Source organism: Phyllobacterium sp. NPDC097923, from assembly GCF_044760925.1.
Taxonomy (GTDB): Bacteria; Pseudomonadota; Alphaproteobacteria; order Rhizobiales; family Rhizobiaceae; genus Phyllobacterium; species Phyllobacterium calauticae.
Genome location: NZ_JBIWBL010000003.1, coordinates 331,326 through 353,501, shown reverse-complemented (window position 1 = coordinate 353,501; position 22,176 = coordinate 331,326). Strand labels below are relative to the sequence as shown.

At 60.1% G+C, this 22,176-nt stretch carries 22 protein-coding genes; 9 read left to right on the top strand and 13 right to left on the bottom strand.

Features of this window, described 5'->3' with window-relative positions; translation table 11 throughout:
• Nucleotides 1-179 precede the first annotated feature (179 nt).
• From ACIQWS_RS17435 to ACIQWS_RS17410, 6 genes are all read left to right on the top strand, one after another.
• Entirely contained in the window at nucleotides 180-1,418 is a 1,239-nt protein-coding gene (locus ACIQWS_RS17435; protein WP_403182024.1) for an extracellular solute-binding protein, read from the top strand.
• A gap of 215 nt (nucleotides 1,419-1,633) precedes the next feature.
• Nucleotides 1,634-2,515, top strand: a complete 882-nt coding sequence (locus ACIQWS_RS17430) for a sugar ABC transporter permease (RefSeq protein WP_346307982.1) — start codon at nucleotides 1,634-1,636, stop codon at nucleotides 2,513-2,515.
• Nucleotides 2,515-3,360: a carbohydrate ABC transporter permease gene (locus tag ACIQWS_RS17425; RefSeq protein ID WP_130271882.1), complete on the top strand. Its 846-nt coding sequence runs from the start codon at nucleotides 2,515-2,517 to the stop codon at nucleotides 3,358-3,360. The genes ACIQWS_RS17430 and ACIQWS_RS17425 overlap by 1 nt, the downstream gene beginning before the upstream one ends.
• Nucleotides 3,357-4,379, top strand: a complete 1,023-nt coding sequence (locus ACIQWS_RS17420) for an SIS domain-containing protein (RefSeq protein ID WP_403182016.1) — start codon at nucleotides 3,357-3,359, stop codon at nucleotides 4,377-4,379. The genes ACIQWS_RS17425 and ACIQWS_RS17420 overlap by 4 nt, the downstream gene beginning before the upstream one ends.
• Nucleotides 4,380-4,383: 4 nt before the next feature.
• Entirely contained in the window at nucleotides 4,384-5,319 is a 936-nt protein-coding gene (locus ACIQWS_RS17415; protein ID WP_403182013.1) for a PfkB family carbohydrate kinase, read from the top strand.
• Entirely contained in the window at nucleotides 5,316-6,392 is a 1,077-nt protein-coding gene (locus ACIQWS_RS17410) for an ABC transporter ATP-binding protein (RefSeq protein WP_403182010.1), read from the top strand. Before ACIQWS_RS17415 ends, ACIQWS_RS17410 begins: the two co-directional genes overlap by 4 nt.
• Here the strand turns inward: ACIQWS_RS17410 and ACIQWS_RS17405 are convergent.
• From ACIQWS_RS17405 to ACIQWS_RS17345, 13 genes are all read right to left on the bottom strand, one after another.
• Entirely contained in the window at nucleotides 6,389-7,291 is a 903-nt protein-coding gene (locus tag ACIQWS_RS17405) for an AraC family transcriptional regulator (protein ID WP_105733355.1), read from the bottom strand. The two genes, ACIQWS_RS17410 and ACIQWS_RS17405, sit on opposite strands and share 4 nt — an antisense overlap.
• Before the next feature lie 136 nt (nucleotides 7,292-7,427).
• A complete protein-coding gene (locus tag ACIQWS_RS17400; RefSeq protein ID WP_403182005.1) occupies nucleotides 7,428-8,354 on the bottom strand; it encodes an ABC transporter ATP-binding protein in 927 nt (308 codons plus the stop codon).
• Entirely contained in the window at nucleotides 8,351-9,166 is an 816-nt protein-coding gene (locus ACIQWS_RS17395; protein WP_403182002.1) for an ABC transporter ATP-binding protein, read from the bottom strand. The genes ACIQWS_RS17400 and ACIQWS_RS17395 overlap by 4 nt, the downstream gene beginning before the upstream one ends.
• Nucleotides 9,163-10,041: an ABC transporter permease gene (locus ACIQWS_RS17390; protein WP_346307995.1), complete on the bottom strand. Its 879-nt coding sequence runs from the start codon at nucleotides 10,039-10,041 to the stop codon at nucleotides 9,163-9,165. The genes ACIQWS_RS17395 and ACIQWS_RS17390 overlap by 4 nt, the downstream gene beginning before the upstream one ends.
• A 15-nt stretch (nucleotides 10,042-10,056) precedes the next feature.
• Nucleotides 10,057-11,034 (bottom strand): ABC transporter permease, encoded by a 978-nt coding sequence (locus ACIQWS_RS17385; protein WP_105733352.1) that lies wholly within the window; start codon nucleotides 11,032-11,034, stop codon nucleotides 10,057-10,059.
• A gap of 55 nt (nucleotides 11,035-11,089) precedes the next feature.
• A complete protein-coding gene (locus ACIQWS_RS17380; protein WP_403181997.1) occupies nucleotides 11,090-12,742 on the bottom strand; it encodes an ABC transporter substrate-binding protein in 1,653 nt (550 codons plus the stop codon).
• A 33-nt stretch (nucleotides 12,743-12,775) separates the two neighbouring features.
• The gene (locus ACIQWS_RS17375; RefSeq protein ID WP_403181994.1) at nucleotides 12,776-13,801 is read right to left on the bottom strand and encodes a glycoside hydrolase family 3 N-terminal domain-containing protein; all 1,026 of its coding nucleotides are present in this window, start codon (nucleotides 13,799-13,801) and stop codon (nucleotides 12,776-12,778) included.
• Nucleotides 13,802-13,839: 38 nt separating this feature from the next.
• Nucleotides 13,840-14,319, bottom strand: coding sequence for a GNAT family N-acetyltransferase (locus tag ACIQWS_RS17370; RefSeq protein WP_403181989.1), 480 nt, complete (start codon nucleotides 14,317-14,319; stop codon nucleotides 13,840-13,842).
• Between the two features lie 251 nt (nucleotides 14,320-14,570).
• Entirely contained in the window at nucleotides 14,571-14,942 is a 372-nt protein-coding gene (locus ACIQWS_RS17365; RefSeq protein WP_403181986.1) for a YbaN family protein, read from the bottom strand.
• 95 nt (nucleotides 14,943-15,037) lie between these two features.
• Nucleotides 15,038-15,463 (bottom strand): hypothetical protein, encoded by a 426-nt coding sequence (locus ACIQWS_RS17360; RefSeq protein WP_223614728.1) that lies wholly within the window; start codon nucleotides 15,461-15,463, stop codon nucleotides 15,038-15,040.
• Between the two features lie 167 nt (nucleotides 15,464-15,630).
• The gene (locus tag ACIQWS_RS17355) at nucleotides 15,631-16,329 is read right to left on the bottom strand and encodes a hypothetical protein (protein ID WP_403181982.1); all 699 of its coding nucleotides are present in this window, start codon (nucleotides 16,327-16,329) and stop codon (nucleotides 15,631-15,633) included.
• 415 nt (nucleotides 16,330-16,744) lie between these two features.
• Nucleotides 16,745-17,791, bottom strand: a complete 1,047-nt coding sequence (locus ACIQWS_RS17350; RefSeq protein ID WP_223614726.1) for a glutamine synthetase beta-grasp domain-containing protein — start codon at nucleotides 17,789-17,791, stop codon at nucleotides 16,745-16,747.
• A gap of 364 nt (nucleotides 17,792-18,155) precedes the next feature.
• Nucleotides 18,156-18,410 carry a hypothetical protein gene (locus ACIQWS_RS17345; protein WP_403181978.1) on the bottom strand — a complete coding sequence of 85 codons (255 nt, stop codon included), beginning with the start codon at nucleotides 18,408-18,410 and terminating at the stop codon, nucleotides 18,156-18,158.
• A gap of 238 nt (nucleotides 18,411-18,648) precedes the next feature.
• On the opposite strand from ACIQWS_RS17345, the gene ACIQWS_RS17340 reads away from it, so the two are divergent.
• The 3 genes from ACIQWS_RS17340 to ACIQWS_RS17330 all read left to right on the top strand — a co-directional run bounded on the left by ACIQWS_RS17340 (nucleotide 18,649) and on the right by ACIQWS_RS17330 (nucleotide 22,119).
• Nucleotides 18,649-19,206, top strand: a complete 558-nt coding sequence (locus ACIQWS_RS17340) for a TetR/AcrR family transcriptional regulator (protein ID WP_403181974.1) — start codon at nucleotides 18,649-18,651, stop codon at nucleotides 19,204-19,206.
• 298 nt (nucleotides 19,207-19,504) lie between these two features.
• On the top strand, nucleotides 19,505-20,437 hold the full coding sequence (locus ACIQWS_RS17335) for a hypothetical protein (RefSeq protein ID WP_223614723.1): 933 nt from the start codon (nucleotides 19,505-19,507) through the stop codon (nucleotides 20,435-20,437).
• Between the two features lie 593 nt (nucleotides 20,438-21,030).
• Nucleotides 21,031-22,119 (top strand): porin, encoded by a 1,089-nt coding sequence (locus ACIQWS_RS17330; RefSeq protein WP_403181971.1) that lies wholly within the window; start codon nucleotides 21,031-21,033, stop codon nucleotides 22,117-22,119.
• The last annotated feature ends 57 nt before the right edge of the window (nucleotides 22,120-22,176 follow it).

The window sequence follows — 22,176 nt, the reverse complement described above, 5'->3', positions numbered from 1 at the left end:
GTCAAAACAATTGATTTAATCAAAAGACCGCAAGAGTCTTGGGGAACGTGAGCACTGGCTGGACGTAGGCACGTCGCGGACAGTCCTGAATGACAAAAGCTCCCGCGCATAATGACCACCAACCGGCACCCGTTCATCACGGACAGGTTCCGGGCCACAAGAGCCAAATAGGAGGTACCATGTTGAAATCCATCCAGACCGCGCTGCTTGGCGCAACACTTCTGGGAGCAGCGCTTGCCTCTCCCGCCCATGCAGAAACCAAGATCAACGCGCTTTTCATGGCGCAGGCTGCCTATAGCGAAGCCGATGTCCGCGCGATGAGCGAGGCCTTCACCAAGGCCAATCCGGATGTCACCGTCAACCTCGAATTCGTGCCCTATGAAGGCCTGCATGACAAGACCGTCCTGGCCCAGGGCTCGGGCGGCGGTTACGACGTGGTTCTGTTCGATGTGATCTGGCCGGCGGAATACGCCACCAACAAGGTGCTGCTTGACGTCTCGGACAAGATTACCGGCGACATGAAGACCGGCGTGCTTCCCGGTGCATGGACCACGGTGGAGTATCAGGGCAAGCGCTATGGCATGCCATGGATTCTCGATACGAAGTACCTGTTCTACAACAAGGAAATCCTCGAAAAGGCAGGCATCAAGAACCCGCCTAAGACCTGGGCGGAACTGACCGAGCAGGCCAAGACCATCAAGGACAAAGGCCTCCTGGCAACACCGATCGCCTGGAGCTGGTCGCAGGCGGAAGCCGCGATCTGCGATTACGCCACGCTGGTGAGTGCCTATGGCGGCAGCTTCATCAAGGACGGCAAGCCCGTCTTCCAGTCGGGCGGCGGCCTCGATGCCCTCAACTACATGGTCGACAGCTACAAGTCCGGCCTGACCAACCCCAACTCCAAGGAATTCCTGGAAGAGGACGTGCGCCGCGTATTCCAGAACGGCGAAGCCGCCTTCGCGCTCAACTGGACCTATATGTACAACATGGCCAATGATCCGAAGGACAGCAAGGTTGCCGGCAAGGTCGGCGTTGTTCCCGCGCCGGGTATCGATGGCAAGAGCGCCGTCTCCGCCGTCAACGGTTCGATGGGCCTCGGCGTCACCTCCACCAGCAAGCACCCCGATGAGGCCTGGAAGTATATTGCGTTCATGACCTCGCAGCAGACACAGAACCAGTATGCCAAGCTGAGCCTGCCGATCTGGGCATCATCCTATGCGGATCCCGCGGTCTCCAAGGGCCAGGAAGAGTTGATTGCCGCCGCCAAGCAGAGCCTTGCGGTGATGTATCCGCGCCCGACGACGCCAAAATATCAGGAGCTGTCGACCGCCCTGCAGCAGGCTGTGCAGGAATCGCTGCTCGGCCAGGCCAAGCCGGAAGATGCGCTCAAGACAGCCGCCGCAAACAGCGGCCTGTGATACCGCGACGTGCTGCTTCACCCCCCTCTGCCCTGCCGGGCATCTCCCCCACAAGGGGGGAGATCACATCGACATGAAGCTCTTGACCGATTTGTCATGGTGAAGTGTGCTTGATGTCGCTTAAGCTGGCTGATCTCCCCCCTTGTGGGGGAGATGGGCGGCAGCCCAGAGGGGGGTGAATTGACACCACGAATTGATGAAACAGGCATTCCTTCATGACGAGCAATTGGATTACGACACGCGCGTGGCTCCTGATGCTGCCACTTCTCATCGTCATGATTGCGATTATCGGCTGGCCGCTGGTCGATACCGTGCGCCTCTCCTTTACCGATGCCAAACTGGTCGGCACGGCAGGCGGCTTCGTTGGCCTCGACAACTACGTGAAAATGCTGTCCGGCTCGAATTTTCAGCGGACCCTCGTTACCACCACGCTGTTCGCCGTGCTTTCGGTCGCAGCCGAAATGGTGATCGGCGTTCTCGCCGCCCTCCTCCTGAACCAGCAGTTCTATGGCCGCTCCGTCTTGCGGGCGCTGATGATCCTGCCATGGGCCCTGCCGACGGTGGTCAATGCCACCCTGTGGCGGCTGATCTACAACCCGGAATATGGCGCACTCAACGCGGCGCTCACGCAGATCGGCCTTCTCGACACCTATCGCTCATGGCTCGGCGAGCCGGGCACGGCGCTGACCGCCCTGATCGTTGCCGACTGCTGGAAGAATTTTCCGCTGGTGGCACTGATCGCGCTCGCCGCGCTGCAGGCCGTGCCGCGCGATATCACGGCGGCGTCGATGGTGGACGGTGCCGGTGCCTGGTCCCGGTTCCGTTTCGTCATCATGCCCTATCTCGCCGGCCCGCTGATGGTGGCGCTGGTCCTGCGCACCATCGAAGCATTCAAGGTCTTTGACCTCATCTGGGTGATGACGCGCGGCGGCCCGGCCAACAGCACCCGCACGCTGTCCATCCTTGTGTATCAGGAAGCCTTCTCGTTTCAGCGCGCAGGGTCCGGAGCGTCGCTTGCCCTGATCGTCACGCTTCTCGTCACCGTTCTTGCCGTCGCCTATGCCGCCTTGATCCGCAAAAGCGCAGGAGCCTCCTGATGGAACGCCGCAGCTTGACAGCCACGATCCTTGTCCATGCCGCAGCGCTCCTGCTGGCGGCGGTCATCCTTGCGCCGGTGGTCTGGCTGTTCATCATGAGCATTTCGTCGACCACCGACCTCATCACCAAGCCGCTGCGCTGGTGGCCCGAAACCATCGACCTCTCACGCTATGGCGTTCTCCTGTCGAGCGTCGCCAACAGCGCCGGGGAGGCATTCGTCGCCTCGCTTTTCAACAGTCTCAAAGTGGCAGGCATGGCAACAGCGGCGGCGCTTGTTGTCGCCATACCCTCGGCCTGGGCGGTGTCGCGCACGCCAAGCGTCGGCTGGTCGCTCTATGCGGTCATCGCCACCTACATGCTGCCACCGGTCGCTCTCGCCGTTCCGCTCTATATGGCGCTGTCCGCCCTCGGTCTTCTCAACAATGTTTTCGGGCTGGCATTGGTGTATCTCACCATCCTTGCGCCCTTCACCACATGGCTGATGAAATCCGGCTTCGATTCCATCCCGCGCGAAATCGAAAGCGCCGCGACGGTCGATGGCGCGCGGCTTGACCAGATCCTGCGCCTGATCACCCTGCCATTGGCTGCACCGGTCATGGCCACGGCGGCGCTCTTTGCCTTCCTGCTCGCCTGGGATGAATTCTTCTATGCCCTGCTGTTCACCTCCGACCAGCGGGCCAAGACCCTCACCGTCGCTATCGCCGATCTTGCGGGCGGCCGGGTCTCCGATTACGGACTGATCGCCACAGCGGGTGTGCTGGCCGCCCTGCCGCCACTGATCATCGGTCTGTTCATGCAGCGTGCCCTGATTTCGGGCCTGACCAATGGCGGCGTCAAGGGATGAGCATGACATCTGACCAGAACCGGCCCGCCGGCCTTGTGGCGATCGAAAAGGAAATGGCGCGGCAGAATGCCGATGCAATCGCTTCCTTCGAAGCGGCAAAACCGCTTGCCGCGACAATCGCCCAGTCGCTGCGCCAGACCGGACGCCTCCTGCTGCTCGGCATGGGTGGCTCCCACGCGGTCAGCCGGGCCGTCGAGCCGCTCTATCGCAGCCTGGGGATCGATGCGGTGGCACTGCCCCTGTCGGAACAGCTCGGGCAGCCGGTGCCGATAAGCGGCAAGACAGTGCTTGTAACGTCCCAGTCCGGTGAGAGCGCCGAAGTGCTGCGCTGGTTTGCCGAAGCGGGCGTGGCGCCCGATACGTTCGGCCTGACGCTCGAAGGCGGATCGACGCTGGCCCGTACCGTGCCCTCACTCGTGGGTGCCGGCGGCACCGAAAACGCCTTTGCCGCCACCCGCAGCCTGACCGTCAGTTTTGCGCTGCATCTTGCTGTTCTGACAGCGCTGGGCGACGATTCCTCGGCAGCGCTCGCGCGCCTTCAACGCGGTGGCACAGCGCCGATCGATGCGGCCGTCAAAGCCCTCTCCAATGTTTCCTCGATCGTAACCTCCGGCCGCCGGTTGCAGGGTGTCGCCGAAGCCATTGCGCTCGGCCTCACCGAACTGTCGCGCATCCCCTGCTTTTCGCTGGAAGGCGGGCAACTGCGGCACGGGCCGATGGAAATGCTCGGGCCAAAGGTCGGTGTCGTGCTGTTCCGCGGCAAGGATGCCACCGCCGGGCTGGTTGCCGGAATGGCCGTGTCCGCATGCGAAGCAGGATCGCCTGTGGTGGTGTTCGACGCCTCGGGCGAAAAGCCGATTGATGGCGTTACCACCGTCAATGCCGGAGAAGCAGCCGGGATCGCTGCCATTTTCGCGCTGCTGCCCGCCGCGCAGCATTTCATGATCGCCTTTGCCGGTGAACGGGTCGCCGATGTCGGAACGCCCGTGCGCTCCACCAAGATTACGCGGAGCGAATAGGATCATGCGCCCGCTGGCCGTCATTGGAAACGTGAACGTGGACCTGATCCTCGGCCCCGCCGACCCCTGGCCGACGCCCGGCACAGAGATCATGGTCGATTACGACGAACTGCGTGTCGGCGGTTCGGCCGGCAATTCGGCGTTGACCTGGGAAGGGCTCGGCATCGACTTCCAGATCGCCGCCAATGTCGGCAGCGACCGGTTCGGCCAATGGCTGCGCGAGGAATTCGGCGGGCGCGGCCAGCGCTGGCCTGTCGCCCCGATGGGAACAACCCTGTCCGTCGGTATTACCCACCCGAATGGCGAGCGCACATTCTTCACGACGCGCGGCCATCTCGGTGCCCTGTCCTGGCCGGATGTGCTCGCCATGCTGGACACGCACCGGTTGCGCGGCGGCTACGTCCTCCTGTGCGGCTCTTTCCTGACCGATGCGCTGGTGGCGGACTATGACGCGCTGTTTGACTGGGCCGACGCCAACGATATCCGCGTCGCGCTCGATACCGGCTGGCCAGCCGACGGCTGGAGCGACGCCAACCGGGCGGCGACCCGCCGATGGCTGGCGCGCTGTCACTGCGCCCTGTTCAACGAGGTGGAAACAACGCGGCTTGCCAACAGCATCGAGCCCGCAGAGGCGGCGCGCACGCTGAAGGCGCTGATGCCGGAAAACGCCATCGTCGTGGTCAAATGCGGATCGGACGGTGCCCTGGCCATCGGCCCGGACAATCAGCTGGTGACAACCGATGCACCGATGGTGTCCGTTGCCGACACGATCGGCGCCGGTGACGTTTTCAATGCGGCCTTCCTGGCCGCACTTGCCCGGGAAATGCCCCTGCAAAACTGCATTGCCGCCGGTGTCCATGTGGCATCCAAAGCTATCTCGACCGTACCCCGCCGCTATGACAGCCATGACCTCGACACCACGCCGGAGAATGCGCAATGAGCGCCCTTGAACTCATCGACATCAGGAAGCGCTACGGCGTCATCGAAACCCTGAGAGGTATTAACCTGTCGCTTGCCAGCGGCGAGTTCCTGGTGCTGCTCGGCTCCTCCGGCTGCGGCAAGTCCACGCTCCTCAACATCATTGCGGGGCTGGCGGAAGCAACGGAAGGCGACGTGCGCATCGGCGACCGCTCCGTGACCGGCGTACATCCGAAGGACCGGGACATCGCCATGGTGTTCCAGTCCTACGCGCTCTATCCGAACATGTCGGTGGCGCGCAACATCGGCTTCGGGCTGGAAATGCGCAAGGTTCCGGCGGCCGAACGCACGGACGCCGTGCGCAAGACCGCGAAAATCCTGCAGATCGAAAACCTGCTCGAACGCAAGCCTTCCGAACTTTCCGGCGGCCAGCGCCAGCGCGTCGCCATCGGCCGGGCTCTGGTGCGCGATCCGCAAATTTTCCTGTTCGACGAGCCGCTGTCGAACCTCGACGCGAAACTGCGCATGGAAATGCGCACCGAACTGAAGCGCCTGCACCTGATGCTGGGGACAACGATTGTCTATGTCACCCATGACCAGATCGAAGCGATGACGCTGGCAACCCGCATCGCCGTGATGCGCGACGGCCAGATCGAGCAATTGGCAACGCCTGATGAGATCTACAACCGCCCGGCTACCCGTTATGTCGCCAGCTTCGTCGGCTCGCCGCCGATGAACATGCTGGAAGCCACGGTGGCCGAGGGTATCGCCCATATTGACGGATCGCTGAGCGGCTTTGCGCTTCCCGCCGATATCCGGGAAAAGGCCGGTCAGGCACGCGATGTCGTCATCGGCATCCGCCCCGAAAGCCTAAGCCTTGCTCCGGCGGGCGATGCGGCGCTTGGCATCGATGCCATGGTCGAGGTGGTGGAACTGACCGGCCCCGAACTGGTGGTCACATCAACCATCGGCAGCCAGCGCCTGACCGCCAGCCTGCCGCCGAAATCGGCGGTGACAGCCGGAATGGCCCAGCGCTTTGCCATCGATGCCGGTGCCCTGCACATTTTTGACAAGGCGACCGGCAAACGACTCTAGCCTTCCAGCAGATAGTCCGGCATGTCCTTCAGCCGGGCGATATCACGCAGCGGCGGCTGGCCGAACAGGCGCGCATATTCGCGGCTGAACTGCGACGGGCTATCATAGCCCACCGCATGACCCGCCGTTGCCGCATCCAGTGACTGGCTGAGGATCAGCCGCCGTGCTTCCTGCAGCCGCAGCTGCTTCTGGTATTGCAGCGGGCTCATCGACGTCACCGCCTTGAAATGCTGATGGAAGGAGGACGGGCTCATATTGGCTTCTGAGGCCACATGCTCGATGCGCAGCGTCTTGCGGAAATTGCGCTTGATCAGTCCGATGGCCTTGTTCACCTGATGCAGCCGGCTTTCCGACTGGGCGATCTGGCGCAGGCGGCCGGACTGTTCGCCCGTCAGGAGCCGGTAGAGCAATTCACGCTCGGTCAGCGGCGCCAGCATGGAAATGTCCTTCGGCGTATCGAGAAGGCGGACGAGCCGCACAACATTGTCGAGCAGGTCCGGCCCCATCGGATTGAGCGACATGCCGCGGTCGGGCAGCTGGTTGCTGAAACTTTCCTTCGGCGCTTCCAGCAGCAATGCGCTGAGCATGGTGGGATCAAGGTCAAGGCGCAGCGACAGATAGGGCTCGTCTTCCGACGCTTCGATGACATGCCCAACGATGGGCAGGTCAACCGAAACGGTCAGATAGGTCGCCTTGTCGTAATAATACACCTCGTCCCCCAGCATGGTGCGCTTGCGGCCCTGGGCGATCACACAGACCGCCGGTTCATGCACCACATGGTTCGGTTCGGTCGGCGCCGTGGCACGGGCGAGGTTCAGGCGCGGAATATCCGTCGAAAACAGCCCATCGGCACCCGTGTGCTTTTCGATCAATTGTGCAAGCTCGGTAATTTTGTCCACGGCAGTTCTCCTCGGGTAATGCCCACCCTATCTAGGTGTCATCACGCGCGCGAACCAGAGCCGAACCGCCAGCTTTGATCCGCTTTGGAGGATTGTGCAATCATCTGGCAGTTTTGGTCAATCGCGACGGCGCGTTCTACGCCGCCCTGCCGCTTGCGATCTGGCGGATGAAATGGCCGGGCTCAACAGCGACGATGCGATCCTGCGGCACCCCTGACAACCGCCGGACTTCGTCGACGTCGGCCGCCTTCAATTGCGCCTTCGGATCGTCGAACCGCATCTGCGGATCGGGCACCGCCGACAGGAGAAGCCGGGTGTAGGGATGCTGCGGGTTGTCGATGACCTTGTTGACATTGCCCCATTCGACGATCTGGCCGGCATACATGACGACAATGTCCTCGGCGACGTAGCGGGCAGTGGCGATGTCATGGGTGATATAAAGCAGCGCAAGCTTCATGTCCCGCTTCATCTCGTTGAGCAGGTTGAGTACGCCGAGACGCACCGACACGTCGAGCATCGAGGTCGGCTCGTCCGCCACGATCACCTCGGCGCCGACCGCCAGCGTGCGGGCAATGTTGACGCGCTGGCGCTGTCCGCCCGACAGTTCATGCGGGTGTTTGCGCGCGACGATTTTCGGGTCGAGCTTGACCCGGGTCAGCAGTTCCTCAATGGCAGCATCGAGCTGTTTTCCCTTGAGGTCGCGCCGGTGCAGCTGCAGCGGGCGGCGCAGGTGATAGTCGATGGTATGGGCCGGATTGAGCGAGGAAAACGGATCCTGGAAAATCATCTGCACCGAGCGGCGATAGGCGGCGAGCGCCTTGGCGTTGTCGGTCGCGACAGGTTTGCCCTTGAACAGCAGCTGGCCTTCGCTTGGCATGTATTCCCGCATCACCAGCCGGGCGCAGGTGGTCTTGCCGCTGCCGGATTCACCGACAAGCGCAAGGGTTCGCCCGGCATGCAGCTCGAAGGAAACCGACTGCGCTGCATTCACCTTGAAGGGCGCCGTGCCAAAGGACTTCGACACGCGGTCAAGTGCAAGGATAGCGGTTTGCGGATCGCTCATATCGATACCTTCTCCATCACCGGTTCTCCGTGCAGCGACGGGAAGGAAGCCCAGAGCTTTCTGGTGTAGTCGTGCTGCGGCGCGCCATAAATGTTTTCCGCGGTGTTCTGCTCCACGAGCCTGCCCGCCAGCATGATGCCGATGCGGTCGCAGAACTGCACCATCAGGCCGAGGTCATGGGTGATGAACAGCACGGAAAAGCCGAAGGTGCGGCGCAGCTCGTTGATGCGCTGCAGGATTTCGCGCTGCACCACCACATCGAGCGCGGTGGTCGGCTCGTCCATCACGACGATCTTCGGATTGAGCGCAAGGCAGATCGCAATGACGATACGCTGGCGCATACCACCGGAAAACTGGTGCGGATAGTCCTTCATCCGGTCGGGCGGAATATCGACGAGACGCAGCATCTCCGCCGTCCGCTCGCGCGCCTGCGCCCGGTTCATCTTCTGGTGCGTGCGCAGCACGTCATAAAACTGTTCCTGAATGCGCAGCACGGGATTGAGCGAATTCATGGCGCTCTGGAACACCATGGCCACTTCGCGCCAGCGGAAATCCCGCAACTGCGCCGGGTTGAGATCAAGCACATCCCTGTCCTCGAGCAGTATCCGGCCGGAGCGGATCAATGCCGGCGGCTTGTGCAGGCGGCTGATGGCAAAGGCAATCGTGCTCTTGCCGCAACCGGATTCTCCGGCAAGGCCGAAGACTTCGCCGCGGGCGACGTCGAAGCTGACGTCGTCCACAGCGCGAAAATCTGTACTGTCGCCGATATAGTCGATGGTGAGGTTCTTCACCTGAAGCAGCGGTGCGGTCACAGGCGGCCCTCCCCGGAGCGGATCAGTGCCGACCAGCGGCTCATGCTGTTTCCCGTGCGAAGGCGCGGATTGGCAATCTCATCGACGGCAAAGTTCAGCAGCGACAGGCCGATCCCCAGCAGCGCAAGAGCAAAACACGGAGTCAGGATATCCCACCAGGCGCCGACGGACAGGGCTGACGCTTTTTGCGCGTTGTACAGCATCATGCCCCAGGACACGGTCTTGGGATCGCCAAGACCAAGGAACTCCAGCGTTGCTTCCGTGATGATCGCAAAAATAACGCTGCCGATGAAGTTGATGCCGACGATGGAAATCAGATTGGGGAAGATTTCAAAGGTCATGATGCGCCAGCGCGGCTCGCCCATCATTTCGGCCGATTTGACGAAATCCTTCTGCTTGACCGACAGGGTTTCGGCGCGGGTGACGCGCGCGCCCCAGGCCCAGGACGTGCAGCCGAGAATGATGGCAATGACCAGCGGGCTGGCCTGACCGATGAAGGAGGCAAGCACCAGCAGCAGCGGCAGGTTGGGCACCACCAGCACCATATTGGTGAAGAAGCTGATGACTTCATCCGTCTTGCCGCCACGATACCCGGCAATGATGCCGAGCGCCGTGCCCAGCACCGTAATCAGGAGCCCGGCGCCGAAACCGACGGCAAGCGATGTCCGCGCCCCGTAGATCAACCGGGCAAAGACATCCTGGCCGATGCGTGTGGTGCCGAGCCAATGCTCGGCCGATGGCGGCTGGTGCGGCCGGCCGACGCGCGCTGCCGGGTTATACTCTGTCAGCAGCGGTGCCGCGAGGGCGATCAGGACGATGACCAGAAGAATGATCATGCCGACCAGGGCCTTGCGGTTGCGGACAAGTCCGGCGATGAGAGGTTGCATGGCTCATGTCCTCCGCAGGCGCGGATCGAGCAGCACATAGCTGATATCCACGATGAAATTGGCGACAAGCATGGCGATGGTCATGATCAGGAGCTGGCCCTGGATTACGGGATAGTCGCGGGCGAGAATGGCCTGGTAGAGGATATTGCCAAGGCCGGGATAATTGAACACGACTTCGGTCACCAGCGAACCGCCGAGCACCGTGCCGATGGCGATGGCAAGGCTGCTGACCGTTGGCAACAGCGCATTGCGCGCCGCATACCAGATCATGACCCGGCTGTCGGAAAGCCCCTTGGCCCGCCCCATGACGATGTAATCTTCGCCAAGAAGATTGATCATGTTGTTGCGCATGGTGACGGCAAAACCACCGGTCAATACCGTGCACAGGGTCAGCATCGGCAGGATGCCATGATAGAGGACGCTGAGGATATAGGTCAGGGAGAACGCCGGATCGAGCGCCGGATCGGCGGAGTAGCCGGTCGGGAACCAGTTGAGCGTGAAGCCGAAGAAGAAAAGCACGATCAGCGACGTGACCACCGCCGGAACGGAGGTGGCGAAGATTGCGCCGACGGACACGACGACGTCGAAGACACTGCCGCGCCGCCAGGCGGCGAGAATGCCGAGGAATGTCCCGAGCGTGAAACTGATCAGCGTGGCGGTTCCCATCAGGGCCACGGTCCAGATCAGGGCATGGCCGAGAACCTCCGTCACCGGCAGCGGGAAATATTTGATCGACCGGCCGAGGTCACCGGTAAAAATGCTCTTGAGATAAGTGAGGTACTGCTGCCAGAGCGGCCCGTCGACAAAGCCGAAGGTCAGCTTCAACGACGCGAGATTTTCCGCCGACAGTTCCGTGCCGGTGCTGGAAAACATGATCTGGATCGGATCCCCCGGCATCAGGCGCGGCAGGAAAAAATTGATCGTGGCAGCCGCAATGAAGGCAGCCAGATAGAATCCGAGGCGTCGAAGCAAAAAGGCCATATGCATCTCCCATCGCGGCGGGGACAGGTTTCACCCGTCCCTGCCTGTGCGATGCCTATTTAACCGGCTCAAGCGCCAGGAGGTGGATGAGACGCGCCGGGTTGTTGCGGGTGATCGACGGATTGACGAAAGGGTGCTCCTTTGTCGACCAGCCGGTGAACCGCTTGGTGTTGTACTGATACCAGTTCGGATTGTTGAACACCGGCATCATCGGCAGGTTTTCCGCAACAATGCGCTGGGCCTTGTTCATCACGGTCTTCTGTTCAGCCGGATCGGCAGTCCGTGTGAAATCCACCAACAGTTTGGCGAGATCCGTATTGAACCAGCGCTGCGAAGTGAAGCGGGTCTTGCCCTTATCCTGCTCGTTATAGGCGCGCTGATAGGGATAATAGGGCGAGGCTGCCGCCGGCAGGCTGTTGATGGCCATGTCGAAATTGCCATTGATCAGATTACCCGACCAGACCGCTTCTTCCGGCGTTGCGATCTTCACGTCGAGCCCGGCCGCCTGCATGCCTTCGATGGCGATCTGCACCGTGTCGATCCAGTCCGTCCAGGCATTGGGCACGATCAGCGAGAACGACAGCTTGGTGCCATCGGGGTTGTCACGGAAGCCGTCGCCGTCCTTGTCCACATAGCCCGCCTCATCGAGCAGGGCCTTGGCCGCATCCGTGTCATATTTGCCGTATTTGCCGAAGTCGGCGAGCACAGACGGATCGGACCAGTTCTTGTACAGTTCGCCCATGCCCGAGGGATCGTCGTTCAGCGTGGGATAGCCGTAACCGGCCACGTCGATCATGCCCTTGCGGTCCAGCGCCATGCTGACGGCGCGGCGGAATTTCACGTCGTTGAAGGCCTTGCGGTTGTTGGCATTGGCCGTTTCCAGATTGAACAGGAAAGCAACCATGCTGCCCGGCGTGTACCAGTAGTGGAAGTTTTTCGGGTCCTTTGCCACATAGGTGTTCTCGATATCCGGCAGGAACGACACACCCCAATCGAGCGTACCATTGGCGGTTGCGGTCAGGATCTGGTTGTTATCGGCCAATTGCGGGAAGCGCATGCAGTCGATCTTCAGATCCTTGGCATCCCAGTAGTTCGGATTGCGGCACTGGTCGTAGGTCTGGCCGGTGAACCGGGCAATCTCGGTCATCGGGCCGCTGCCGACCGGATTCTCGTTGGCGAAAGTCACCGGATCGGCAATGTCCTCCCAGACATGTTCCGGAATGATCGGAACCTGTACCAGCTGGTCGGCGGCCAGCGAGCTTGGATTGACCAGCGTGAACCGAACGGTCTGCGCATCGACAACCTCGACGCCGCTGATGAATTTCCAGATGCTGACGAAATCCAGCGCCGGGAACTTCTGCAGATAGTCATAGGTGAATTTGACGTCGGCCGAGGTCAGCGGCTTGCCATCCGACCATTTCATGTCCGGCCGCAGCTTGAACTCGATGCTCTTCAGATCGTCCGCCAGCTTGAAACTTTCGGCGAGGCGATAGTTCGACTTGTTGTTGTCGAAGCGGTTGAAGACGACGAGCGGCTCATAAATGAAATCAAGCGTGCTCTGACGGGCCGACGTCTGGTTGAACGGATTGAAATTGCGCACCCAGGTGGTGGCCGGCTCGATGTTGACGGTCAGCACCGTCTGCGCCATGGCAGGCGCAGACAGGAGCATCATTGCAGAAGCTGCTGCAAACAGACGGTTTTTCGACATGCGTATTCCCCTGTTTTTATTGATTAAAGACGATCAGTTGACCAGTGCACCTGCAAACATGTCTTCCACTTCCGCATGCACCGCCTTGACATCGACTTTCAGCGATCCGAGCCGGGCATTGGCGGCAGCGATGCGGCGGGCTGCGTCTGCGGTCAGCGGGCGGGATGCTTTCGCCGCCGCTTCGCTGTCCGCAAGGTCGCCGTGGCTGTGCAGCGCAATATCGAAGCCCGCATCGAGAACCTGCGCGACGCGTTCCGGCATGGTGCCGGTCAGAGAATTCATGAAAATGCAGTCGGAGATGAGGACACCGTCATAGCCGAGATCCTTGCGGATGACATCCAGCATGATGGGCGAGACGGAAGCGGGCTGCTCCTTGTCATAGGCCGAATAGACCACGTGCGCCACCATCGCCCAGGGCGTGTCCTTGAGATCGATGAACGGCTTGAAATCCGTGGCAAGGAGGGTTTCCTTGCTCGCATCGACGACCGGCCGCTCCTTGTGCGAGTCCAGCGTGGCGCGGCCATGGCCCGGGATGTGCTTCATGACCGGCATGTTGCCCGTCTCCAGCAGACCGTCGATGACCTCGCGGCCGAGCAACGTCACGCGTTCCGGATCAGCCCCGAACGACCGGGCGCCGATGACGTCGCTTGTGGTATCGAACACCAGATCGAGCACCGGCGAGCAACCGCTGGACAGTCCAAGCTCGGTCATCATGGTGCCCATGGCGCGCGAAGAGAGCCGCAGCGCCTTGCGCGCCAGCTCAAGATCATGCCGTGCGAGGCGGGCAAACTCGCCAAAACTGCGGAACAGCGGCCACGGGCCGGCGTCGAGATGCTGAACGCGGCCGCCCTCCTGGTCGGTGAAAACCGGCGCATCGGCACGCCCGACAGCCTCGCGGAAGCTTTCGATCAATGCCTTGACCTGCTCGGGCGCACGCTGGTTGCGGCGGCCGACAAAGAGGCCGAGCGGGTTGGTCTCGCGAAACAGCGCGATCTCGTCGGGTGACAGAACCGGGTTGGGAATGCCGACGAACAGGGCGAGAGGCAATTGGCTGGACACTGTATTCACTCCATGGGAACTGTGATGGGAGATAGGCTTCAGGTTCGCTTGGCGCGCAACATGCCCTGATAGATGCCTTTGTTTTCGGACGGGATTTCGATGGCGCCGGCGGCCTTTACGTAGAAGTCCACCGGACCGGCATCACCGATGAACGCATAGGCATGGCCGAGCGTTTTCATGGTTTGCAAGGCGGCTGAAAACAGGGCAAGGCCAAAGCCCTTTCCCTGCTTGTCGGGATGGACGCCCGTCGGGCCGAAAAAGCCGCGCGCTATCGCGTCGTAACAGGCAAATCCTGCAAGCGCGCCATCCTCGATGGCGATGAGACAGGCCGAGGGCTGGCGGGTGATGGCAACCGTGACTTCGCTGGCCCAATTGGCACTGAAATGTTCACGGACCCAGTCCGTGACCAGTTGCGCCTCGGGCGCAAGCACCGGACGGATGGTCACAGCAACGCCGTTAGCCTTGGTCTTCAGTTCGGCCAGCTTGTCGGTGTACAAGCTTACAAGTAAATCAGACACCGCTGCTCCTCATCCAAATAATTCCATTATAGTGGAATATATCCCCTTTTAATGTAATAGAGTTGGATTTTTGCGCGCGCTTGTCAACTGTTTTTCGGGGCGGCATCTCTCCCGCGCGCCCGCTGTCCACCCGATTCCTGCAACTTCCGGGCTTGCGTGAACCCGCTTATCCGCAGGACGGAACCTCCCTGCATCACCGACGGGACGTCAATGGCCTTGAATGGGCGTTTCGATTCGCACGCGGTCGCCCGTCATTTTCCGGTCGGGCGGGAAACGACATAAATGGCGCAGGCGATGAAGAACAACATGACGGCACCGCCGAGAAGCGGCGTCGGGCGCGCAAAATACCAGAAGGAGCCATAACCGAACGCCATGCCGCCGCAGGCAATCCATTTCACCCGGAGCGGAATGGCGCCATGGCGCTGCCACTGCACCAGCGTCGGGCCGAAGACCGGGTGTTCGAGCAGCCATTTCTCGAAACGCGGCGAAGAACGGCCGAAACACCAAGCAGCGATGATCAGGAAAATGGTGGTGGGCATGACCGGAAGGAGCGCGCCGATAAAGCCGAGCGCCACCATCACCCAGCCAAGCGCGAAGTAAAACGCGCGTCGCGTTCCGTTCATCCTGCCCGCTCCTTCGCTAGCCCTTGGCGATACGAGAAGCGGTTTATCCGGTGGCGATGCGGTTGTCAGCAGGCAACCGCATCAACCCCATTGCTTCAGAGACCAAAATGCCCCTTCAGGCCGGGAACCGACGCAACGATCTTATCGACCAGCTGCGGATCGGCGGATTGCTTGGCATGGGCGATCACGGCGGTACCCGCCTGCTGAATCTGTTCCACCGTCAAGCCGCTGGCCTTGAGCGCCGCCATGCCATTGACAAGCGCGCCGACCTTTTCACCCGCAGCGCCGCTGAGAAACCCGGTTATGCTGGAGATGAGCCCGCCCGACTGGTTGCCGGCGGCCATGACGTCGAAACTCTGCGCCAACTGGGCCGCGCCCGGCATCTTGGCAAAAAGGCTGGCCGCCTGTTCCGGAGCTTCATGCTGGAGCACGGACAGCACGGTTCCTGCCGCCTTTTCCGCTGCCTGCGGATCGAGATTGGCTTGGGTGGCTATGGTGTTCACCAGATCCTGGATCGGCATGGCATTCTCCTGTTTGCGAGCGCAGAGCCGGATATTATACCGCCTCTGTGAGCGTTGGATGACGCCAGAAAAGCCACGACGTTGCAAGCAGAAACGCCCGGACAGGCAATTGAGCCGTCCGGGCGTTTCTGGAATTCAATCGCGGCCTGCCGAATGGCAGGGAGTTCCTATTCAGACTTCAGACGGGTGTTGCATGCACTCCAGTATTGCGGCCATGTCTGGCCTGCGACCTTGTTGGCAGCCTTTGCCTTCTGCCACTCATCGCCGCATTCGCGAATGCGGGAACGGAATGCGATTTCACCGGCAGACAAAGGTTTGCCATTGGCGGCGGTTTCGGTGGCTGCGCCCGCTTTGCCGGCGGTCGCCTTGGCTGGCGCGGCGGCCGGTTCCGGCGGCGTTGCCGCATCGGATTTGTCGGCCTTGAGGCTATCGCTGCACGCCGACAGGAACTGCGGCCACTTCTGGTCCTTCAACGTACCGGCGGTTTTGGCAGCCTGATACTGGGTGCTGCATTCCTTGGTCACCGCTTTGGCCGACATGGTTCCGGCTGCTGCCGGCGCTGCTGCCATTGCCGGCGTCTTGGCCGGCTTGGTGGCATCCTGAGCCTGCTTGACCGCCGGTGCCGTGGCCGCAGGAGCCGGTGCCGCAGCATCCGTCTTCAGGCTCGCGCTGCAGGTCGACAGGAACTGCGGCCATTTCTGGCCATTGAGCGTACCGGCCTGCTTGGCCGCATTGTACTTCGTGCTGCACTCCTTGGTGACAGACTGGGCAGCGGTGCTCGCTGCGGATGCAGGGAGGGCAAATAGTGTCAATCCGGCGCCGACAATCACCGATGCGGCGAGCGTATGTGTCAGAAACTGGTTCATCTTCACATGTTCCTTGCGATCTGGTTCGCGTTTCCCCCGGGCACGCACCATGCGTTCCGGTTTAACAATGCCTTGATGCCTCCCGTCCCTGGGGAGTGAAGCGCATTTTCAACGCACCACTCGAAGTCATCAAGTGGAATCTGCACGTCGATTGTGGCTGAAAATGTCTCGCTTCCAGGAATATTTGCAGGTGAATTGCGCATCAGCGTGACCCGGCATGATTGATCCATGGCATTGCAAACACAGCATGATCTTCTCACTTACTGATTGCAAGTGAGTTCATATTCTACCGGAGGTATGGCAAAGGGTTGGCTGCGAACAGTCCTGCAGCCGGCTTCGGATCTCGATCGATTACCATCGCTCATCCGAGAGGAGAGGCATGGCGCGGGTTTTCCCGCGCCATGCCGGAACAAACTTAAGCGACGGCAGCGAGCCTGTCTTCAACCGGCTCCGGAACCGATGCGATCGTGCGCAGAATCTGCGACGCGATCTGGTAGGGATCGCCCTGGGAATTCGGACGGCGATCTTCGAGGTATCCCCGGTAGCCATTGGCGACAAAGCTGTGCGGCACGCGGATCGACGCACCGCGATCGGCGACGCCATAGCTGAACTGATGGATGGACTGGGTCTCGTGCTTGCCGGTCAGGCGCAGATGGTTGTCCGGTCCGTATACGGCAATATGCTCATCGCAGGCGGCTTCGAACGCAGCCATGACCTGTTCAAAATAATCCTTGCCGCCGACTTCGCGCATATAGTCCGTCGAGAAGTTGGCATGCATGCCGGAACCATTCCAATCGGTGTCACCGAGCGGCTTGCAATGGTATTCGACGTCGATACCGTACTTTTCGCACAGACGCTGCAGGAGATAGCGCGCCATCCAGATTTCGTCCGCGGCCTTCTTGGAGCCCTTGCCGAAAATCTGGAATTCCCACTGTCCCTTGGCCACTTCGGCATTGATGCCTTCGTGGTTCAGACCGGCAGCAAGACAGATATCGAGATGTTCTTCGACGATCTTGCGGGCGACATCGCCGACATTGCTGTAGCCGACGCCCGTATAATAGGGGCCCTGGGGCGCAGGGAAGCCGGCCTCGGGGAAGCCGAGCGGACGGCCGTTCTTGTAGAGGAAATATTCCTGTTCGAACCCGAACCATGCGCCTTCATCGTCATTGATGCTTGCACGCGTATTGGAAGGATGCGGTGTCTTGCCATCGGGCATCATTACTTCGCACATCACGAGAACGCCATTCTTGCGCTCGCTGTCCGGATAGACGGCAACCGGCTTCAAAACGCAATCCGAACTTCTGCCCTCGGCCTGCATTGTCGAACTTCCGTCAAAGTTCCAGAGAGGCAGCTGTTCCAGTTTGGGGAAAGCATCGAATTCCTTGACCTGCGTCTTGCCGCGAAGGTTGGGGACCGGTGTGTAACCGTCGAGCCAGATGTATTCGAGTTTGTATTTTGTCATTATGGCTTCTCTCATAGGTAGTTGTGCGTGCGGATCCTTTTTGCCGGTGCTGCGCCCAATCGTGCGCCATCACCTGCGGATACACTACCCAAAGCAATTTGCGTGCCACTTTCGCCGGAGGCTTAATTGCGGCCCCGCCCGGAGGCGTAAAAACAGCAAATGATAGCTTGCCAGCAAACAAAACCGGGCCGCCAAGGCAGGCACCCGCGCTCAACAATTGCACATTGTCTGCCGATATTTTGTGCAACTGCGAAAATCCTGTGCAGCATCGCTTGCCGCAAAACAAAACCGGCAGCTCCCATGGGAACTGCCGGCGATCATTTGCATTGGCAATCCGTGGACTGCCCGAACTCCAACCCGAACGCTAAACGGACCCTTCGCAGCAGGCCGAGCGAACGCGCGCGCCCATGGCAAGCAGGCTCTTGGATACTGCGGGTTGATCCACCGTAAACGGGCGCTGCCAATTATTGGATGCGACAGCTTCAATATTTTTTCGCGCCACAGATTTCAGAAGGAGTTCAAGCTCGCTGCGGGTCACATGGTCAGCGCGCATGACGGCGTTGATCATGGGATCTGATAAAGCTTCAGCAAGGGTAAGATCGGCATATGTCTGTGGCATGATGCTCTCCTTCTCAGCGGCAGCGGCGCCGCAATAACGAATAGAATGGTAAATCGGTACTTTTGTAAGGCGTCGGCCCGAACACCAATTTGAAAAATTGACATGAGAACCAAATGCGTGTTACCGGTAAGTAACAACCCATAGTTACTGGACGGTAACATCTATGTCAAGCGCGCCTACGCAGGAAATTTCGAAACCTCACGATACTGTTATATCAGGGGAATCCGACGGCAGCCGAATGCCGCCGCGAGCCCGCATCGTGGCCAGCGCCATCGAGCTGTTTCGCCAGCAAGGCATCAAGGGTGTCGGCGTCGACGCGATTGCCGAGGCCGCCGAATCCAACAAGATGACGCTGTATCGCCACTTCGGATCGAAGGACGACCTGATCTGCGAGTGCCTCAAACAGGTTTCCGCACGGCGTGAGCAGATCTGGCGCGATCTGGAAGCGGCCTTTCCGGATGATCCGCTGGCGCAGATACGCGGCTGGATTCATGAAGCCGCCGAATGCGTGTTCAGTGACCCGCGCGGCTGCGACCTGGCCAATGCCGCCATTGAACTCAAGGAAGCGAATCACCCCGCGTTCAAAGTGATCGTCGATGCCAAGAAAGTGCACAAGCAGCGCCTGATCGATCTTTGCCGCATGGCAGGGATCACACAGGCCGAACAATTGGCGGATGCGCTTGTGCTGCTTGTCGAGGGGGCCCGCGTATGCGGCCAAAGTGCTGGCGTGGAAGGCCCTCAGCAACAGTTGAAACGGGCGTGCGACGCCATGATTGCCGCCTATTCCGCCAAGTAACGGCTAGAGACGCCCTGCCTTTGCCGTCCCGAACCTGACCATCCAGCCGAGACCAGTCGCGCAACAGGCAAGACCGCTTGCGTGGGGGTGGAGGCAATTTCTGTACCCGGGGAAGCCAGACCACACGCAAGCCGTGCCGTTTGATTCACGCACTTGTTATCAGCGTTCATCGCAGGAGCATGTACATTGCGTGATCAGGACAGGGCTCCCCGACACCCGCCGAACCAACTGCCCGCAAAGGGCAAAACGACACTGGTGCAAATCCAGACGGAGTGGCAATCGAATGGGAATAGCCTTCATGAACGACCGGATGCCCGAAACCCTTCCCTTCATAAGTCATGAAACACGTTCCGAGTGGCTGCTGCAGCGCGTCGCGATCCTGCGTCAGCATCCCAATTTCAGCGAAGCAGCGGCGGACTATGCGGACGACGCCGTGGGAATTTTTGAAGGCCGTTACATGGCCAACAAGGTCATGGCGAATGTCGCCCGGCAAGTCATCTGCATGTCGATTCTCGCACTGCATTTCACGCGCGACAATGGTCATCACGGCGCAACCATTTCCAGCATCCAGAACATAACGTCGAGCCTGAAGCTCTGCAGCAAGAACACCACCTCGGCGACAATCGATCTTCTGGAGAATATCGGGCTTGTCAGCCGCGTGCTCGACGAAACCGACCACCGGAACCATCTGATCCAGCCGACGGACAAGCTGATATCCGGCATGCGCAGGATTGTCGGCGTTGCCATCGCTGCGGCCGACAAATTGTTTCCTTCGAGACATTACAAGCAATTGATCGACGGCACGGACGGCTTCCTCGAACGCTATTTCGCCTCCAGCCTGCATTCGCTGCTCAATGTCAGCACCATGATTTCCAACCTGCACAGTTCCCAGCTCTTCGCCATCAGCGATGGCGGCGGGGTGCTGCTCTGCAAGCTGATGACAATGAAGGAACAGCAACCGGCAGACCGGGAGAATATCGTCAGCTTTCCCTATGATGAAATCGGCAATCTTTTCGGCGTATCACGCACCCATATTCGCCGGCTTATGAAACGGGCCGAAGCGGAAGGGCTGGTGCGTTTGCTGGAAGACGGCGGCCGGCAGATCGAGATACTGCCGACCCTCAATGATGTCTTCGAAAACATGGTCGCCGCCCATATAGCCCGCGCCCAATTCGACATTCATCTTGCCAACGGGGATTACGATCTGTTGCCCATAGATCGCAACGCCTGAAGACCTTCGCTTGCGGAAAGCGCACGCGCCGCGCCACCCGATCTCGACCATCATGCTCAAAAGAAATGACCCTGCCCCTTGGAAAGGCAGGGTCGTTGAGCATTGACTGGAGATCAATTGAACTCATTTGCCTTCCTGTTCAACGCGGACTTGCCGCATGAACGAGAATTTGCCGGTTCACGTTGCATCCGATTTTCCAGGCAGTCAAAGGATAAAACTGGTGGCTTTTTGCTACCAACTTCGCGCCGCCAAATTGCGCCGGATGCGGCTTTCCCGCGACATTTGCGGAAAATTGCGGTTTTCGTGAACGGGATTCGTCGGTGTCCTCCAGCGGGACGCGGACCTTACAAAGATTTGATTTGCATCGAAAAACAGTAAGCCGGCTGGGCGTCTTGTGCAGCCGGAAAGACAAGACCGACACGCCATGACGACATTTTGCTTCTGCGCGACTGGTGCAAATTGGCAACATTGCGTCTGGTAGCAATATACCACCAGTTATGTCCTTTGACCAAAAGGGTACCAAAGTAAGACATAAGTGAGGCACTGCGAATTTGGCTTGCCCCTAGAACAATGATCCTTCACTGGAGATCGACATGAATATCAAAACTCTTCTTCTCGGCTCTGCCGCTGCACTTGTTGCAGTATCGGGAGCTCGCGCTGCAGATGCAGTTGTTGTCGCTGAACCAGAAGCCGTCGAGTACGTCAAAGTGTGTGACGCATATGGTGCCGGCTTCTTCTATATCCCGGGCACCGAGACATGCCTGAAGATCGGCGGTTACATGCGCTACGATGCCGGCGGCGGTGACGACCCCTACAAGGGCGGACACATGGGCGGCCAGAACGACACCTATTACAAGCGTGCCCGTGCCGAGGTACGTTTTGATGCCCGGACGGAAACCGAACTTGGCACATTGCGCTCCTACATCCAGACGCGTTTCCAGTATACCGATGGCAATCAGGATGGCGCGTCCATTCCGCAGGCCTTTATCGAACTGGGCGGCTTCCGCGTCGGCGTGGCCGACGAAATCTTCGGCTCGTGGGTCGGATATGCCGGTAACATCATCAATGACGACGTGATCCAGTACAACAGCTTTGCCAGCAACCAGATAAGCTACACATACAACGCCGGAAATGGCTTCTCGGCGATCATCGCCGCCGAGCAGGGCGAAGTGGATCAGGGTTACGATTACCGCATCGATGACTACATGCCCCACGTGCTCGTGGGTGCCAAGTTCGAACAGGGCTGGGGAACGATCTCCGGCATCGCCGGTTACGACTCTGCCGTGGAAGAATGGGGTTTCAAGGCTCGTCTGGACGTCAAGTTCACCGACACGGTTTCCGCCTGGGTGATGGGTGCCTACCAGACCAATTATGACGACCAGTCCTTCAACACCAATGTCAACCGCAACTGGTTCGGCACATGGGAAGGCGACTACGCCATCTGGGGCGGCCTGGCTGCCAAGGTTACCGACAAGGCAACCGTCAATGCGCAGGTTGCTTACGAAGAACAGGGCACGATTGCTGCTGCTTTGAACGTGGCTTACGAGCTTGTTCCCGGCTTCACGATCACACCGGAACTCAACTACACCAAGTTTGACGGCGCGCGTAAGGACTATTCCCTTGCCCATGGCGGCAATGACGATGCCTTCGGTGGTATCATCCGCTTCCAGCGCAATTTCTAGTCATCGCAAAAGCTGATTTATCCGGGGCCGCAAGGCCCCGGTTTTTTTATGGGCGGA

What these genes read in the sequence shown, in the direction of transcription:
- ACIQWS_RS17435 (WP_403182024.1), top strand. Translation starts at nt 180, where the DNA reads ATGTTGAAATCCATCCAGACCGCGCTGCTTGGCGCAACACTTCTGGGA.
- ACIQWS_RS17430 (WP_346307982.1), top strand. Translation starts at nt 1,634, where the DNA reads ATGACGAGCAATTGGATTACGACACGCGCGTGGCTCCTGATGCTGCCA.
- ACIQWS_RS17425 (WP_130271882.1), top strand. Translation starts at nt 2,515, where the DNA reads ATGGAACGCCGCAGCTTGACAGCCACGATCCTTGTCCATGCCGCAGCG.
- ACIQWS_RS17420 (WP_403182016.1), top strand. Translation starts at nt 3,357, where the DNA reads ATGAGCATGACATCTGACCAGAACCGGCCCGCCGGCCTTGTGGCGATC.
- ACIQWS_RS17415 (WP_403182013.1), top strand. Translation starts at nt 4,384, where the DNA reads ATGCGCCCGCTGGCCGTCATTGGAAACGTGAACGTGGACCTGATCCTC.
- ACIQWS_RS17410 (WP_403182010.1), top strand. Translation starts at nt 5,316, where the DNA reads ATGAGCGCCCTTGAACTCATCGACATCAGGAAGCGCTACGGCGTCATC.
- ACIQWS_RS17400 (WP_403182005.1), bottom strand. Translation starts at nt 8,354, where the DNA reads ATGAGCGATCCGCAAACCGCTATCCTTGCACTTGACCGCGTGTCGAAG.
- ACIQWS_RS17385 (WP_105733352.1), bottom strand. Translation starts at nt 11,034, where the DNA reads ATGGCCTTTTTGCTTCGACGCCTCGGATTCTATCTGGCTGCCTTCATT.
- ACIQWS_RS17380 (WP_403181997.1), bottom strand. Translation starts at nt 12,742, where the DNA reads ATGTCGAAAAACCGTCTGTTTGCAGCAGCTTCTGCAATGATGCTCCTG.
- ACIQWS_RS17365 (WP_403181986.1), bottom strand. Translation starts at nt 14,942, where the DNA reads ATGAACGGAACGCGACGCGCGTTTTACTTCGCGCTTGGCTGGGTGATG.
- ACIQWS_RS17360 (WP_223614728.1), bottom strand. Translation starts at nt 15,463, where the DNA reads ATGCCGATCCAGGATCTGGTGAACACCATAGCCACCCAAGCCAATCTC.
- ACIQWS_RS17355 (WP_403181982.1), bottom strand. Translation starts at nt 16,329, where the DNA reads ATGAACCAGTTTCTGACACATACGCTCGCCGCATCGGTGATTGTCGGC.
- ACIQWS_RS17350 (WP_223614726.1), bottom strand. Translation starts at nt 17,791, where the DNA reads ATGACAAAATACAAACTCGAATACATCTGGCTCGACGGTTACACACCG.
- ACIQWS_RS17345 (WP_403181978.1), bottom strand. Translation starts at nt 18,410, where the DNA reads ATGCCACAGACATATGCCGATCTTACCCTTGCTGAAGCTTTATCAGAT.
- ACIQWS_RS17340 (WP_403181974.1), top strand. Translation starts at nt 18,649, where the DNA reads ATGCCGCCGCGAGCCCGCATCGTGGCCAGCGCCATCGAGCTGTTTCGC.
- ACIQWS_RS17335 (WP_223614723.1), top strand. Translation starts at nt 19,505, where the DNA reads ATGAACGACCGGATGCCCGAAACCCTTCCCTTCATAAGTCATGAAACA.
- ACIQWS_RS17330 (WP_403181971.1), top strand. Translation starts at nt 21,031, where the DNA reads ATGAATATCAAAACTCTTCTTCTCGGCTCTGCCGCTGCACTTGTTGCA.